Annotated in this window: 13 protein-coding genes; 3 read left to right on the top strand and 10 right to left on the bottom strand. The window is 53.7% G+C overall.

The window, feature by feature from the left end; all coding sequences use genetic code 11:
* Genes bchB through bchF form a run of 3 tightly spaced genes read right to left on the bottom strand, consistent with a single transcriptional unit; the run spans nt 1 to nt 3,301 of the window.
* Nucleotides 1-1,521 (bottom strand): ferredoxin:protochlorophyllide reductase (ATP-dependent) subunit B, encoded by a 1,521-nt coding sequence (gene bchB / locus BUA85_RS11845; RefSeq protein WP_072901350.1) that lies wholly within the window; start codon nt 1,519-1,521, stop codon nt 1-3.
* A complete protein-coding gene (locus BUA85_RS11840) occupies nt 1,518-2,801 on the bottom strand; it encodes a ferredoxin:protochlorophyllide reductase (ATP-dependent) subunit N (protein ID WP_072901348.1) in 1,284 nt (427 codons plus the stop codon). The genes bchB and BUA85_RS11840 overlap by 4 nt, the downstream gene beginning before the upstream one ends.
* Nucleotides 2,798-3,301 (bottom strand): 2-vinyl bacteriochlorophyllide hydratase, encoded by a 504-nt coding sequence (bchF, locus tag BUA85_RS11835; protein ID WP_072901508.1) that lies wholly within the window; start codon nt 3,299-3,301, stop codon nt 2,798-2,800. Before bchF ends, BUA85_RS11840 begins: the two co-directional genes overlap by 4 nt.
* Nucleotides 3,302-3,561: 260 nt before the next feature.
* Here bchF and BUA85_RS11830 point away from each other — a divergent pair, with 260 nt between their 5' ends.
* The gene (locus tag BUA85_RS11830) at nt 3,562-4,317 is read left to right on the top strand and encodes a cobalamin B12-binding domain-containing protein (RefSeq protein WP_083526267.1); all 756 of its coding nucleotides are present in this window, start codon (nt 3,562-3,564) and stop codon (nt 4,315-4,317) included.
* 35 nt (nt 4,318-4,352) lie between these two features.
* Entirely contained in the window at nt 4,353-5,765 is a 1,413-nt protein-coding gene (gene ppsR / locus BUA85_RS11825) for a transcriptional regulator PpsR (RefSeq protein WP_072901347.1), read from the top strand.
* A 2-nt stretch (nt 5,766-5,767) separates the two neighbouring features.
* Here the strand turns inward: ppsR and BUA85_RS11820 are convergent, their stop codons facing one another.
* From BUA85_RS11820 to BUA85_RS11805, 4 genes are all read right to left on the bottom strand, one after another.
* Complete coding sequence (locus BUA85_RS11820; RefSeq protein WP_072901345.1) at nt 5,768-6,220, bottom strand: copper chaperone PCu(A)C; 453 nt, start codon at nt 6,218-6,220, stop codon at nt 5,768-5,770.
* A 71-nt stretch (nt 6,221-6,291) separates the two neighbouring features.
* Nucleotides 6,292-7,203, bottom strand: coding sequence for an NAD(P)-dependent oxidoreductase (locus BUA85_RS11815; RefSeq protein WP_278246406.1), 912 nt, complete (start codon nt 7,201-7,203; stop codon nt 6,292-6,294).
* A complete protein-coding gene (locus tag BUA85_RS11810; protein ID WP_072901341.1) occupies nt 7,188-8,321 on the bottom strand; it encodes a Gfo/Idh/MocA family protein in 1,134 nt (377 codons plus the stop codon). Before BUA85_RS11810 ends, BUA85_RS11815 begins: the two co-directional genes overlap by 16 nt.
* Nucleotides 8,321-9,376: a sugar phosphate isomerase/epimerase family protein gene (locus BUA85_RS11805; protein ID WP_072901339.1), complete on the bottom strand. Its 1,056-nt coding sequence runs from the start codon at nt 9,374-9,376 to the stop codon at nt 8,321-8,323. The genes BUA85_RS11810 and BUA85_RS11805 overlap by 1 nt, the downstream gene beginning before the upstream one ends.
* A 694-nt stretch (nt 9,377-10,070) precedes the next feature.
* Here BUA85_RS11805 and BUA85_RS11795 point away from each other — a divergent pair.
* Nucleotides 10,071-11,435, top strand: a complete 1,365-nt coding sequence (locus BUA85_RS11795; RefSeq protein WP_072901336.1) for a phosphomannomutase — start codon at nt 10,071-10,073, stop codon at nt 11,433-11,435.
* Here BUA85_RS11795 and BUA85_RS11790 read toward each other — a convergent pair.
* The 3 genes from BUA85_RS11790 to BUA85_RS11780 all read right to left on the bottom strand — a co-directional run bounded on the left by BUA85_RS11790 (nt 11,432) and on the right by BUA85_RS11780 (nt 14,767).
* On the bottom strand, nt 11,432-12,067 hold the full coding sequence (locus BUA85_RS11790) for a YjbF family lipoprotein (RefSeq protein WP_072901334.1): 636 nt from the start codon (nt 12,065-12,067) through the stop codon (nt 11,432-11,434). The two genes, BUA85_RS11795 and BUA85_RS11790, sit on opposite strands and share 4 nt — an antisense overlap.
* A complete protein-coding gene (locus BUA85_RS11785) occupies nt 12,064-14,136 on the bottom strand; it encodes a YjbH domain-containing protein (protein ID WP_242649065.1) in 2,073 nt (690 codons plus the stop codon). The genes BUA85_RS11790 and BUA85_RS11785 overlap by 4 nt, the downstream gene beginning before the upstream one ends.
* A 133-nt stretch (nt 14,137-14,269) precedes the next feature.
* Entirely contained in the window at nt 14,270-14,767 is a 498-nt protein-coding gene (locus BUA85_RS11780) for a hypothetical protein (protein ID WP_131802806.1), read from the bottom strand.
* Nucleotides 14,768-14,771 lie beyond the last annotated feature (4 nt).

Genomic DNA, 14,771 nt, shown 5'->3' with positions numbered 1-14,771 from the left:
TCATCGCGCAAAGTGTGCTTTGGCCTCGTAAAGTGTGTCGATGGAAATTTCGGATAGCCCTCGCTCAGCGGCGAAACTTTCGGTGTTGCGGCGCGCTTTGCCGCGGACGAAGAACGGGATTTTCTTCAGCTCGCGTTCGGCGTCTTTGAGCCAGACAACGTTGTCAGAGCTCGCGACTGCTTCTTCGATTTCGGTCTCTGAACGTTCAACGGCCTTGCCGCCGTGGTGGCTGGCGCCTGCGTCATCGTGGAATTCAAAGTCCTCACGGAACATCGTTAGTAGGTGTTCTTCCAGTCCCATCACGAGCGGATGAACCAGCGTATCGAAAATCACATTCGCACCCTCAAACCCGACCTGCGGGGAATAGCGTGCGGGGAAGTCTTGGACATGAACGGGGGCAGAGATCACGGCGCAGGGTATGCCAAGGCGCTTGCCGATGTGACGTTCCATCTGCGTGCCGAGGATCATTTCCGGTGCGAGCGCTTCGATGGTTTGTTCGACCTCGAGGTAGTCTTCGGTTATCAGTGCCTCGACACCGTATTCCTTTGCCAAGGCACGAATATTGCGGGCCTGTTCGCGGTTGAAACAGCCGATGCCAACAACCTCAAAACCCATTTCATCACGCGCGATGCGCGCATGGGCGGCAACATGCGTTCCGTCACCAAAGATGAAGACGCGTTTACCGGTCAGGTAGGTGCTATCTACCGATTTGGACCACCATGGCAGGCGTAAGCGGCTTTCGTCTGGGGTAATGTCGCGGCCAGTGATCTGAGCGACTTCGGCAAGGAAATCGCGTGTCGCGCCAACGCCGATGGGTACAGTTTTCGTATACGGCTGATCATGCGTCCGTTCGAGCCAACGCGCGGCGGCTTCGCCCGTTTCAGGGTATAGAAGAACGTTGAAATGGGCGGCAGGAATACACGCGATGTCGGAAGGCGTTGCATTCAATGGGGCGACGACATTTACATCGATCCCGCATTCAGACAGAAGGCCGATCAATTCTTCAACGTCGTCGCGATGGCGAAAGCCCAGTGCGGTTGGGCCGAGGATATTGCAGGTGATCCGTTCCGTCTTTGCTTGCGCAACCGAAAGCGATTTCACAATCTGATAGAAGGTCTCATCCGCACCGAAGTTTTCCTTGCGGCTATAGCTCGGCAGCTCCAGCGGGATGACAGGAATGTCGATGCCCATCGTCTCCGCAAGGCCACCCGGATCATCTTGGATCAACTCCGCGGTGCAAGACGCGCCAACAATCATCGCTTCTGGATCGAAGTGGGTCATTGCCGATTGCGCCGCGTCTTTGAATAGGCTGGCGGTGTCAGACCCAAGGTCGCGGGCTTGGAACGTCGTGTATGTCACCGGCGGGCGGTGGTCGCGACGTTCGATCATCGTGAACAGAAGATCGGCGTAGGTGTCGCCCTGCGGCGCATGCAGAACGAAGTGCAGACCCTTCATCGCCGTCGCAACGCGCATGGCACCGACATGGGGCGGCCCTTCATATGTCCAAACGGTGAGCTTCATTCCGCCGCCTCCAGTGAGAGTTTGGATTTCCGCCGAAGCGGACGGCTGAAGAGGCCCGCAAGATCACCGGCTTGCTCGTAAAAATGAACAGGCGTGAAAACGAGTTCGATTGCCCATTTGGTACTAAGGCCTTCTGCCTCCAACGGATTGGCAAGACCAAGCCCGCAAACCGTCAGGTCAGGTCTGGCGTTACGTACGCGGTCGAGTTGTTTGTCGACGTCTTGGCCTTCGCTGATGGTTGGGCCAGCAGGGATCAGCTCTAGGTCGGGACCGTGGATCGTGTCGTGGATGTAGGGGCTGCCGACCTCGACTGCTGTCATGTCGCACTCGCGCGTCAGGAAACGTGCGAGCGGAACCTCCAGCTGACTATCGGGCATGAAGAAGACCGATTTGCCGTTCAAGTTTTCAGCGGCTTGCGCAATGGCCTTTCGCGCTCGTGCCCTAGGCGCTGCGGTCACTTGATCGAAGAGATCACGGTCGACGCCAAATTCCTCCGCAATGGCGGCGAGCCATGCCGTTGTTCCTTCCTCACCAAAGGGAAAAGGTGCCGCGATTTGGCGCGCGCCGCGTCGGTCAAGTGCGGCGGCAGTGTCACCAAGGAAAGGTTGCGTGAGCGCGTAAACTGTATTTGGCCCAACAGTCGTGTTGTTGTCGATGTTTCGCGCTGGGAGCAGTTTCACTGGCCCGATGCCGAGCTGCTCAAAGAGGCCCATCATTTGGTCTTCAACCACGTCGGGCAGCGCACCTGCGACAAGCAATTGCCGTTCGTTCGATTCGGGCAAAACCGGCACCATGGAAGCCAAACAGGCGTCCTCACCCTGCGTAAAGGTGGTTTCGATGCCTGAGCCGGAAAAATTCAGGACACGAACATTTGGCGCATAGACTTTGGTGAGTCGTTCGGCAGCGGTCGCTAAATCGAGCTTGATGACCTCGGACGGACAAGATCCGACAAGAAACAATTGCCGGATATCAGGGCGCCTTTCCAGCAATCGAGCGACTTCACGGTCCAATTCGGCATGGGCATCGACCATTCCGGCGAGGTCAGTCTCTTCGAGAATCGCTGTCCCGAATCGCGGTTCGGCAAAGATCATGACCCCAGCGGCGGATTGAAGAAGGTGCGCGCATGTACGCGAGCCGACGACGAGGAAGAACGCATCCTGCATTTTGCGGTGCAGCCAAATGATGCCTGTCAGGCCACAAAAGACTTCCCGCTGGCCACGTTCTTTCAGGATTGGAGTATTGCGACATCCGCCGCCGGTCGGTGGAGAAAGATCGTTCATACCGGCACCTCAGCTTGCAGGCGCGCCTGTCTGAGTTTCCAAAGAAATTGGCCGGCATTGATGACGTAAGCCGCATAGGCTGCCAAGGCGATGAGCATGAGTTGGTCAGGGGAGAATAACTCAAACCAAAGGCCGAAAATGTATAATAAATGCAATGCGATAACCGCAAAGCTAAAAACGTCTTCCCAGAAGAATGAGGGCGCGAAAAGATACTGACCGAAGACGACTTTTTCCCAGATTGCGCCTGTGACCATGATGGTCAAAAGGATCGCCGTTTTGATCACAATCGACCAAGTCGCGGCATCATAACCGACACCTGTTGCCATGTAGCGAAGGACCAAGCCGAGAGAGACAAGGAAGACGACAAACTGCAGGGGCGCCAAGATGCCCTGAACAAGCGTCCAGACGGTTGCGTCGCGCCTTTGCCGTTGCTCGGGCGTATAGAGCGGTTCGGACACGCGCCGAGGCGCTGCCGCAACAGCCTTTGGCTGATCGCTCATAATCGTCATGTAATCTTTCCCTGACATTTTATTATGTAAATCTTAGGTTCAGAGGGCGCGATCTGTCAACTATACCTGACATGTCAATTAACTGAAATTGTTTACAACTTCAGGGGGCGGAGCCGCTTTCGCACGACAAAACTAGGGGTTTAAGCCGTGGCGTCAGTCTTCTCAGACACCAGTGTTCTTTGACATTTCAGGATATTCGCGAGAGAATGCGACGCGTCGGCCTAATTGAGGTCGGCAGGTAGGATGCACGGATGACCGAGTATCGCAATTCCAAGACGACAGAACCGCGGCCAGTGTCTACTGGCGGCGCCTTTGGTGTTGGCGATATCTCATCCCTCGATAGCAATTCTCTCGTGGCTCTGAGCCTTGCTGCTTTGAGTAGCGATCGACGCGAGATGAAGGCAGCTATGGCCAAAGCCATTGATGCCGGAATACCGCCTCAAGACTTGGCTGATTTATATGTACCCGCGCTTGCCCGCCAAATGGGAGATGCCTGGTGCAAAGATGAAATGAGCTTTGCAGGTGTTACTATCGGCGTATCTCGGCTGCAGTCTTTGCTACGCGATCTTGGCCCTGCCTGGGCAGGCGACACATTGGCGGAACCAGACGCACCCACCGTCCTCTTGGCCTTGGGCAAGGAGATCTATCATACTCTTGGTGCAATGGTTCTTGCCGGCCAGCTGCGGCGAAAGGGGCTAAGCGTCACGCTTCTTCTGGGCGCGACGAATGATGAAATCGTGACAACCCTGGAACAGGGGGACTACGACGCGTTGTTCCTTTCAGCTTCGATTGGCGAAAGTCTTGATAATTTGCGCCGCATGGTTGAATCTGTGCGGACAAAAATAGGGGAACCGCCCCCGATCGTAATTGGTGGTACGATATTAGAAACCGAAACTGACGTCCGTGCGGCCATCGGCGCCGACCATGCGTCAAAAGATCCAGATGAGGCGATAGCGCTTTGCGGACTAAAAACTCAACTGCCCAAACACCAAGAAGTTGGTCAATAAATGATCCTGCGGAACGACATACTAAGGATCACCGAATGACGTCGCGCGGGACGAAGTATTGGAACAGCGGTTCCATTCCCCTGATTGCGCCAGAAATTCTAGGCGACATCATCGCACAAGTTTCGGACGTTGGTATCGTTATTGATGAGACCGGGCAGGTTGTGTCCGTTTTGATGAACGAAGATACAACCGGTTATGAAGAAATTGTTTCGCTGGAAGGTCGAGACATTCGTGAATTTCTGACAGTCGAAAGCATCGCAAAATTCGATGAGCGCTTGCAGAGCTTCATTGAAAGCGACGGCCAAGTTCGACCGGTTGAGCTGAACCACGGTAACGAAAAGACCCGTCACGATATTCCTATTCGATACAGCCTACATCGCGTTGGGCCTGACGGAGCCATTTTGATGCTTGGCCGTGATTTGCGGCCAATTGCCGAAATGCAGAACCAACTGGTGCAATCGCAGATCGCGCTGGAGCGGGATATCGAAGCGCACCGCGAATACGATATGCGATTCCGTGTTTTGATGGAGAACTCGAGCGAGTGCTTTGTTTTTATCACCAGCCACAATGGTCGAATTGTTGATATCAACTCCGCCGCTGCAAGATCACTGGGCTCCGAACGAGAAGCACTAATTAACTCGACGTTGACAGATCATCTGCAAATCAAAAATTCCGATGAGTTGATCGAAAATCTAGCTTCGCAAGCTGTGACCGATAGCTCCGTCCCGGTTGATATTATTCACGGAGCGACCGGTCAGAAGATCCATATCTTCGCTTCGATGTTCCGTGTTGCTGGGCAAAGAACGATTCTGGCCCGCCTGGATTATGTTGGCGAAGAGAGCAGCCCGACCGATGCGCTCTCAGTCAATTTACATGGTCTCTACCAAGCCAGCCCCGATGCTATGGTATTCGTGTCGGACGAAGGAAAGATACTGTCGGCGAACGAGAGCTTCTTAGATCTTCTTGGCGTCGCCCACGGCGCAAGCATTCGTGGCACCCCAATTGCGGACTATCTTCTGCGCGGGAGCGTGGATCTAAAGGTCATGACTGAAAACGTTGGTCGTTCTGGCAAAATGCGCATGTATGCGACCAAAGTGGCGGGGCCTTATGGCAGCCCGCGCGGCGTCGAAGTTGCGGTAAGCTCTATCGAAGCTGGCAGCAATCAAGTTGTCTATGCCTTTGTGATGAGAGATGCCAATCGCGTTGACGTTAGCCGTGTTCAGGCACCAGTTGCCGACGAAAGCTTGGAATCCGTCGTCGAATTGGTTGGCAGCGCAACACTCAAAGAGATCGTTGCGGAAACCACCAACGTTATCGAAAAGATGTGCATCGAGACTGCGGTCGAACTGACGATGAACAACCGTGTTGCTGCTGCCGAAATGCTTGGGCTATCTCGACAGTCGCTTTACGTTAAGCTTAGGAAATTCGACCTTCTGAGCCGCAAGTAATCTTAGTGGTTGGCGTGCGCGTCGCCGTCTAAATTCTCGACGTTGAATTCAATATCGAGCCGACCTGCGTTTTCAAAGATCAGAGTTCCGGGGATCTTCTGTCCTTCAATCATCTGATCTGACAAACCCATGAACATAACGTGCAATCCACCCGGTTCGAACACAACGGTTTGGCCGGGTTCAAGGGTGATGCTGTCCATATGCACCATGCTTGCAACACCATCCTCGACGACTGTGTCGTGAACCATCACGCGCGGAAAGTCAGCCTCCACTGCGACTAGTCGATCTGAAGTTTCGCCCGTGTTGGTAATCGAAAGATAACCAGCGCTTGCACGGGCCGTTTCCGTCGTTGCCTTCGCAATCGGATGCGCAACTTTGAGACCGTCAATCGCGTAGTCGTGCGCGAAAGCACTGATCGGGAGAAGAGACATTAGGGCGGCTGCTACATACTTCATTTGTTAACCTCGTCATTGTTGCCGCCCGCATAAACAGAGACGCTGAAAATGACGAGGTCAAAATTGCCGCACTAGCCGTTTTCCACCAATCGCTTCAAAAGTGACGAGGTGTCCCAACGACCGCCACCCAGTTTCTGCACATCTTTGTAGAACTGATCGACCAACGCTGTAAGTGGCAAGCTCGCTCCGTTTTCATCGGCAGTCGACAAACAAATCCCCAGATCCTTGCGCATCCAATCAACCGCAAAGCCGTGGTTGTATTCATCGTCCAGCATCGTCTCGTACCGGTTGGACATTTGCCAACTTCCAGCAGCACCTTGGCTGATGACCTCAACAACCGCGCGGCCATCGAGACCCGCCTTTTGCGAAAAGTGCAGCGCTTCCGCCAAACCTTGCACCACACCAGCGATGGCGATTTGGTTGCACATCTTGGTCAACTGACCAGCGCCACTTTCACCGATCCGGCGGCACAGTTTGGCGTAAACATTCATGACAGGCTCAGCACGATCATAGTCAGCTTGATCGCCGCCACACATGATCGAAAGGGCCGCGTTTTCAGCACCCGCTTGACCACCAGAAATCGGCGCATCCACGAAGGAAAGACCCTTTTCTTCCGCAACCGCATAAAGCTCTTTTGTGACCGCTTCCGACACTGTCGTATGATCGACGAAGATCGCGCCCTCTTGCATCGCTTGAAACGCGCCATTTTCGCCGACGCAGACCTGCCGCAGATCATCGTCGTTTCCGACGCAAGCCATAACGAAGTCGGCTCCGGCGACAGCCTCGGCAGGAGTTAGCGCGAAGGCTCCACCGTATTCTTTTGCCCAAGCTTCAGCCTTGGCGGTGGTACGATTATAAACCGTCACATCGTGACCGGCAGCCTGCAAATGACCAGCCATGGGGTATCCCATCACACCCAAGCCTAAGAATGTGATTTTTGCCATGTCGCGTCTCCTTCGATGAAATTTTAGAGCTTCAACCAAGCGGAGTTGCGTTTCGAGGATGCGACGCAGGCCTGAATGAACTTCATGCCATCTAGCCCATCTTCGACGGTTGGGTACAGCGCATCGGACGATTTTCCAGCGCGTGCCGCCTCAATTGCGTCTGCTGCTTCGGAATAGATGTTAGCGAACCCCTCTAAGTAGCCTTCAGGATGACCGGGCGGGATGCGTGTGCCTTTCTGGCTGGCCGCGTTTGATCCTGCACCACCGCGGGTGATCAGGCGCTTTGGCTCACCAAACGGTGTGAACCATAGGTAGTTTGGATCGGCTTGCGTCCACTCGATCCCACCCTTTTCACCATAAACCCGCAGCTTCAGGCCGTTCTCATTTCCGGGCGCGACTTGGCTGGACCACAACATTCCCCGCGCACCGCCTTCATAGCGGAGCATGACGTTAACGTTGTCATCCAGCAAACGGCCCGGCACGAAGGAGTGCAGATCGGCAGCGAGTTCTTCCAAACGTAAACCGGTGACGAAGCCAGCCAGATTGTAAGCATGCGTTCCGATATCCCCAACACAGCCACCCGCGCCCGAGCGTGCTGGATCGGTCCGCCATTCAGCTTGTTTGACACCATCATCTTCCGCCGCTTCGGTCAGCCAATCTTGCGGGTATTCGACCTGTACCAGTCGTATTTTGCCAAGATCGCCATCCGCCACCATCTGACGCGCCTGCCGCATCATCGGGTAGCCAGTGTAGTTGTGGGTCAACACGAACAGTGCATCCGATTTCTCAACCGCAGCGACCAGTTTCTTTGCGTCGGCCATGGTCGAGGTGAGCGGCTTGTCACAGATGACATGGATGTTGCGCTTCAAAAATTCACGCGAGGCCGGGTAGTGCACATGGTTCGGGGTCACGATGGCAACAGCTTCGATACCGTTCTTCAAACGCGCCTCACGTTTTGCCATGTCGGTGAAGTTCGCATAGGTGCGATCTGGATCAAGGCCCAACGCCTGCCCGGACGCTATGGCTTTCTCGGGCGTAGACGACAAAGCGCCCGCCACAAGCTCAAACCGATCGTCAATCCGAGACGCGATCCGGTGCACCGCGCCGATAAAGGCGTCATTGCCGCCGCCAACCATTCCAAGTCTGATACGTGCCATCAGTCGATTCCCATCATACGTGCATTCGTCGCGGCATCCGCTCCGCCATCGGCAAAGTCATCAAAGGCGTGTTCTGTCACGCGGATAATGTGATCCTTGACGAATTCTGCGCCCTCTCTGGCTCCATCCTCAGGATGTTTCAAGGCGCATTCCCATTCAACAACAGCCCAGCCGTCAAAATCATTGGCGGCCATCTTGGCGAAAATGGATTTGAAATCGACCTGACCGTCGCCCAGCGACCGGAACCGCCCCGCGCGATCCACCCATGACTGGAAACCGCCGTAGACGCCCTGGCGGCCAGTTGGGTCAAATTCGGCGTCCTTCACATGGAACATGCGAATGCGGTCTTTGTAGATGTCGATGTGATCGAGGTAGTCGAGGCACTGCAGAACGTAGTGGCTTGGATCATACAGCATGCAAGCGCGATCGTGGTTGCCTGTGCGTTCTAAGAACATCTCATAAGTCACACCGTCGTGCAGGTCTTCCCCCGGATGGATTTCGTAGCACACATCGACACCGTTCTCTTCGGCATGATTAAGGATCGGCACCCAGCGCTTTGCCAATTCATCAAAAGCTTGTTCGACAAGGCCCGCAGGGCGCTGCGGCCACGGGTAAACGTAAGGCCACGCCAAAGCACCGGAGAAGGTCGCCATTTCGGTGAGGCCCAAATTCTTGGACGCTGAGAGGGCTTTCTTGACCTGATCAACCGCCCATTCTTGGCGGGCCTTCGGGTTTCCTTGCACAGCTTCTGCGGCAAAGCCATCAAAGGCTTCATCATAGGCGGGATGGACGGCGACCAATTGCCCTTGCAGGTGCGTCGACAATTCGGTCACTTCAATCCCGTTGGCGGCGGCCTGCCCTTTCCATTCATCGCAATAGTCTTTTGATACTGCTGCTTGGTCGAGGCCAAACAGGCGGCCGTCCCAGCTTGGGACTTGGACGCCTTTGTAACCGCAATCTGCTGCCCATTTTGTGATGGCATCCCAAGAATTGAACGGCGCTTCATCGCCTGCGAACTGCGCCAGAAAAAGCGCAGGGCCTTTGATCGTTTTCATGTAATCCTCCCAGCTGCTCTACAATTCGAAAGAGCATTTATCGGTTACGTAAACGATTACATAGCTGAAAATCGACCGCAACTTCAAATTCCAATGATCCGTGTAATGAGTACCCAATTTCGGAAAATTCTCGGGACTAGTCAGATTTACGCCAAGGCGTGGGCGTTAAGTCAGCTTACCAATCATATCAAATGGAACCACTGAATTGGTGGAGGTCTCATGTCGTTGACGGCGATCGAACAATACATGCTGGAGCTGATCAATCGCGCTCGGCTGAACCCGGCCGCCCCACCACTCAAAAGCCTATCATTGAAGATCGCTAGGTTTGGGTCAGCCCCAGCCACCGGATTAGCCGCATGAGAGGCAAAATCGATTTGAGACAAGCCCGAGTTAGACACTTGAAATGCCCGGATGCCGCCGTCGTAAAGATGCGTCGCGAATAGTACTGAACCGTCAGCCGAAAGTGTCAAATCTGTATACCGGGACAGATTAAGCTCGTCAGGATTTATGAAATAGCCCTGCTCTGCAAACACAGTCATCTTATCGAGCGCCCCAAAAACCTCCGACCTTCATTTGATCGCAAGCGAGGAAGGCTGACTGTTGTTAAGCACTTGGCCAAAGATGGGCTGGCGTATAGAATTTATCAGAAATACTAACGAACCAACTCAATTTGCCTCAAGCCATGGAGAAGTTAATGCCACCCAAATTCGGTACAAGTGGTCTGCGTGGTTTGGTCACCGAACTGACTGACGACTTAATCCGAGATCACGTGGTCGCTTTTGCAAAATCCTGCGACATCGGAAATTGCGTCTACGTCGGGCAGGATTTGAGGGATTCCTCTCCTCGGGTCGCCACGGCGACAATGTCTGCTTTGCGGGATTTTGGCGTGGATGTCGTTGATTGCGGCGCGGTAGTGACGCCAGCTTTGGCTATGGCTGCAATGGCAAACGGCAGCGCTGCGATCATGGTGACTGGCAGTCATATTCCGGCTGACCGGAACGGGATTAAGTTCTACATACCGGACGGCGAAATTACGAAAGCCCATGAAGCGGCTATTCTTGCGAACCTTGGCTCCGCCCTCGATGAGCATATGGAAATGGGGAAACAGACGGCCTTCAACGCAGAGCCAGCTTTTGTTGATCGATATCTTCACGGGTTTGGAAAAACTGCATTAGCGGGTCGCAGAATTGGCGTTTACGCGCACAGCACGGTTGGACGCGATCTCTTACAAACAATCCTTGCTTCACTGGGTGCAGACGTGACCGAACTAGGTCGGTCGGTTACGTTTATTCCGGTGGATACAGAGGCGGTTGATCCCGAAACACGCTCGCAATTGAGGGAATGGGCCGCCGGTTCTGATCTGGACGCGATCGTGTCTATGGATGGCGACGGGGACCGCCCATTGCTGACAGACGAAACGGGCGAGGTCATTTCTGGTGATATCCTGGGTCAATTGACCGCTCAGTTCCTCAATGCAAGGCATGTGGTGACGCCAGTTTCATCCAACACAGGTGTTAAGCAACTCGGCTTTGAAAGCGTTCTTCATACCAAGATTGGGTCTCCATTTGTCATCGCAGGGATGGAAGATGTCGACGGCCCAGTTGTTGGATATGAAGCGAATGGCGGTTTCCTTCTCGGGTTTGAAGCAACAGGCTCGGCAGGTTCAATTGATCCGCTAATGACGCGCGATAGCGTGCTGCCGCTTGTGTCTGTCCTAGTGGCCGGTCAAGGTCGTCCCTTGTCAGCACTCATGGAGCACCAACCACAACGGTTTACCGCGGCGGATCGGTTGCAGAACATCGAACGAGAGACATCTCTCGCCCTAATCGAAAGGATCAAAAATGATCCTGCTTGGTTTGCAGATCATTTCAACGCCTCAATAGTCGATACCGACGAGACTGATGGTTTTAGGATGACCTTTTCCGACCAGACGATAATTCACGTCAGGCCGTCTGGAAACGCACCGGAGTTAAGGATCTATGTCGAAGCAGAAAGCGCGGTTACTGCAGGCAAGTTGCTCGACGCAGCCTATTCGACAATTAAAGCGCTATCCGATTAGGCCTTTTCGAGCAAAAGGAAGCCAAGCTCTGGCGAAGTCACTTGCAGAGATCGGACGATATCGCCTGTGCCGTCGATCCAGTATTCGTTCTTAAACACCAAACGACGACCCTCACAGCTTTCTTCGAACTTGGTCAGAGTCTGAGTACCGCGGGGCATCTCGACCTCTTCCGATCCTACTTGCGTGACTTGGCACTCCATCTCGGCCAGACGCGTTTGGTCCAAAACATCGACGTAGCCGTGGGTCCGCTGAACAGTTCCACCGCCGTCGCGTATGGCTGCCCTTGTTCCAAACGTATCAGCGCCGGACAGACCAATACCCAACCCCCTAGTCGCCACGAGAATTCCGTCTTCCAAAGTGACGGTCGCGCCGCCGTCTGAAATCCAGGTTTCTCGTGTGCCTACGACCGTATCCTTTGTCATCGGCGTGACAGTGCCGAAGTTACGAATGGTCACAAAAAGGATCTCGTCCGCGTTCACCAACGCGTCTGTAATTTGGGGTTGTTGCTGCGCGTCGGTACCCCGAACGGCCGAAGCTATTGTTGTAACCGCACCTTCAAGGGGAGAGCCTTGATTGAGCGGGCCACAAGCCGTCAGGCCAAGAACACATAGGATGGAAGCGAGACGCATCATTGCCAGAAACGCCCCCACGTATCGCCCAGCGGCCCAGCTGTATGACCATCTCGGACGATTTCATAAAGTCGCCCATCAACGTTCAAGCGCGCACCACCGTCGCGTGCAAGTGAGTTGAGGTTTGAGTTGATCTCGCGGCGCGTTGGATTGCCCAAGAAGAAATCAACCGGCACTGTTACCCTGATACCCTTGTCGAAGGAGCCTTCACCAAATTCTTCGAATGGCATGTCCGTCAGCGTAAAGTAGGCACCAACTTTCCAACCATTTTCAAACTCTCGGTCTAAAGAGAACGTCGCGCCCCAATCACCGGCCAAGTAACGGCCAACATCAACCTGTCCCAAAAAGCCATTTTCAAAGTCGTAGTAGGCCGACAAATGGCCAGTTACGACGTCATAGTCTTGGAACCCAAAAAGCATATCCTCTTCTCGCTGAACGGCATAGTTGAGTTCCGCGCCAAGTGCCAAGCGACTATCGACCGGTTTCCAAAGCACCTCACCAGAGACACCGCCAAACATCCGTTCCAGATAACCAACGCTTGCTCGGCTATAAAGGTTTTCGCCTGGTCGGCCGTAGTGTGTCAGCGTCAGGGATGATATTACCGGCTGACCATCAATCCCGTAGTAGCGACCATCGCTTCGAACGTTGGGAACATCTTCAGAGCTATCTTCCCTTGTCGGTGGCAAATCCCTTGCTCCTACAAGTGTCTGACGAAAGCTGCCATCGATCACAAGATTTGGCTGAATCCGATACATCGTCGTCAGTTCGAGGCCCGCATCAATTTGAACCGGATCATTTGCGTTGAATACGAAGAGTTGGACATAGGGCAGCAGACCCCAGCTGAACCGACTAGACGTATCCGCCACATTATTGAGGTTGTATGAGAGATTGGCGTCTTCGATCGTCGATGCCGCCAGCACCGCATTCGCACCATCCGCGCGAACCTCATTTTCCATCAACGTCCGTCTGTCGAACGTCGCGGATGAAAGCGGGATACCATTCTGGGAAGGCTCCGCGATGATGGTTTCAACAGTATCAGGCAGATAGCCAGACAGCACCCGGACAGCGCGGCCTGTTGCCTGCGCTTCAGACCGATAGCGTGTGTTTACAAACCGAATGCGTGCGGTCGAACCAGAGACGTCATATCCAATCAACCGAATGCCTTGGCTGGAAAGCTCGCGCGCGACTGGAGACTGAGACGTAATCGCACCTTCCCAACTCGCTGCAACGCTCGGATCACCATTTCGACCTGCAAGCGGCACTGGCGCTTCAAGAGGAACGACAGGAGCGATCCGTTTTCTGGGGTTAACTGAAACCGTAACTGCGCCTGCGATTTCCGATCCCTGAAGGTAGGCAAGGTTGAAGGCAAGGTTCGGGAATGGGCGATAAATCATCCCAACGTTGATCGGTGACCGAATGTCGATTGTATCGAGGTTGGCTTCGCGTTCGTAAGCGTCCGACGAATATTCAATTTGGAAGCTTAGCTTTTCGGACACTCGGTAATCGATGCCACCAAACAGAGCCGCATCTCCGCGGAAAAACTGATCAGTCGATGGTGTGCCACCTTCACCATTGTCACGCTGTGGTCGTTCTTCGAACTCGGGGAAAATAAACCCCAGTGGGTTAGAAAATCCACCACGAGATGCAAAGCGACCCCAACCTAGACCAGCAGTCACATCAATGCTATCTGTCACCGCTTTTGTGGCGACAACATACTCTGCCGACAAAATTCCCGTACCTGCAAAGTCTTGGATTCCGATCGCAATCGCAGGACGCCAATCCGTTTCATCCACAATGCGGTATTTGAAATCGAAACTCCGATCAAATGTTCCATCTGTGTCGGGCCCAGATCGTTCGTCTATCCCAGAATACCGAAAAGTACCCGATAAACGCGGGGTTAACTGAAAGGTAAAACTTGTTTTTTGTTGGAGGTTCCAATGGCTATAGCTAGCAATAATTTCACCGTCAGGTGCACTGCGTGCCGTCGGCATTTCGACCAAACCAGGCGTTCCGTAGAGCGTATAGGTAGTTTCCTGCGCATGTGTTGAATTTGCAAGCGCAGCAAATAACACACTGTACCCGAGTGTTTTGGAGAATTTCACCGCCCGTACCCCGTCTTTAGAGACTTATTTTGGATAGCACACACGGTAAGGTATAGCGACATAAAGAGCAAGTTTGCAGCCGGAAATTGCCGATGAATAGCTGCTATCGAGCAGCAATGAATGAGCCGTCTATATTTTGCGCAGAACCGCCCTTTCTAGCGCGTCCAAACAGTTTACCGCCAATGGCATTCTGTTGAGAACCCAAGAAATCTCCCTCTAGCCGAGACTCAATTGATCGGATCTGACCGTTTTGAGCTTCCAAATCACCATTCAAGGCTACCGTGAAGGTTGCGTCGTTATTTGGGTTACCGGTTCGGTCTAGCTGCCCTGCAGACAAAACGAGTGATCCGTTCAATGCGTCATCGTTTTCATCGTGGAAGTTTGTTGCACGGCCCGTTGCGTTTACGCCGTTCGCCTCGAAACGAACCGTGATTTTCAAATTTGCTATGAGTTCATCAGGAAAATTGTCTGTTTGATCCGAAAGCTCCGATGACAAATATCCCTCATAGACAGATCTGCCCGTAGTCGGAATGGCATGAATTTCGGTGTAGAGCACCGGATTGGAGAACGCGTCGATCACATCGTCAATTGCACGATGCATGTCT

Source organism: Cognatiyoonia sediminum (assembly GCF_900129845.1).
GTDB classification, from domain to species: Bacteria; Pseudomonadota; Alphaproteobacteria; order Rhodobacterales; family Rhodobacteraceae; genus Cognatiyoonia; species Cognatiyoonia sediminum.
Note: the sequence above shows the minus strand (reverse complement) of the source record. Positions and strands in the feature narration are given on the sequence as shown.

Bases quoted from the DNA above. Each gene is read 5' to 3' on its own strand.
- BUA85_RS11830 (WP_083526267.1), top strand. From the start codon at position 3,562: ATGACCGAGTATCGCAATTCCAAGACGACAGAACCGCGGCCAGTGTCT.
- BUA85_RS11810 (WP_072901341.1), bottom strand. From the start codon at position 8,321: ATGGCACGTATCAGACTTGGAATGGTTGGCGGCGGCAATGACGCCTTT.
- ppsR (WP_072901347.1), top strand. From the start codon at position 4,353: ATGACGTCGCGCGGGACGAAGTATTGGAACAGCGGTTCCATTCCCCTG.
- BUA85_RS11820 (WP_072901345.1), bottom strand. From the start codon at position 6,220: ATGAAGTATGTAGCAGCCGCCCTAATGTCTCTTCTCCCGATCAGTGCT.
- BUA85_RS11790 (WP_072901334.1), bottom strand. From the start codon at position 12,067: ATGATGCGTCTCGCTTCCATCCTATGTGTTCTTGGCCTGACGGCTTGT.
- BUA85_RS11840 (WP_072901348.1), bottom strand. From the start codon at position 2,801: ATGAACGATCTTTCTCCACCGACCGGCGGCGGATGTCGCAATACTCCA.
- BUA85_RS11780 (WP_131802806.1), bottom strand. From the start codon at position 14,767: ATGCATCGTGCAATTGACGATGTGATCGACGCGTTCTCCAATCCGGTG.
- bchF (WP_072901508.1), bottom strand. From the start codon at position 3,301: ATGAGCGATCAGCCAAAGGCTGTTGCGGCAGCGCCTCGGCGCGTGTCC.
- BUA85_RS11805 (WP_072901339.1), bottom strand. From the start codon at position 9,376: ATGAAAACGATCAAAGGCCCTGCGCTTTTTCTGGCGCAGTTCGCAGGC.
- BUA85_RS11795 (WP_072901336.1), top strand. From the start codon at position 10,071: ATGCCACCCAAATTCGGTACAAGTGGTCTGCGTGGTTTGGTCACCGAA.
- bchB (WP_072901350.1), bottom strand. From the start codon at position 1,521: ATGAAGCTCACCGTTTGGACATATGAAGGGCCGCCCCATGTCGGTGCC.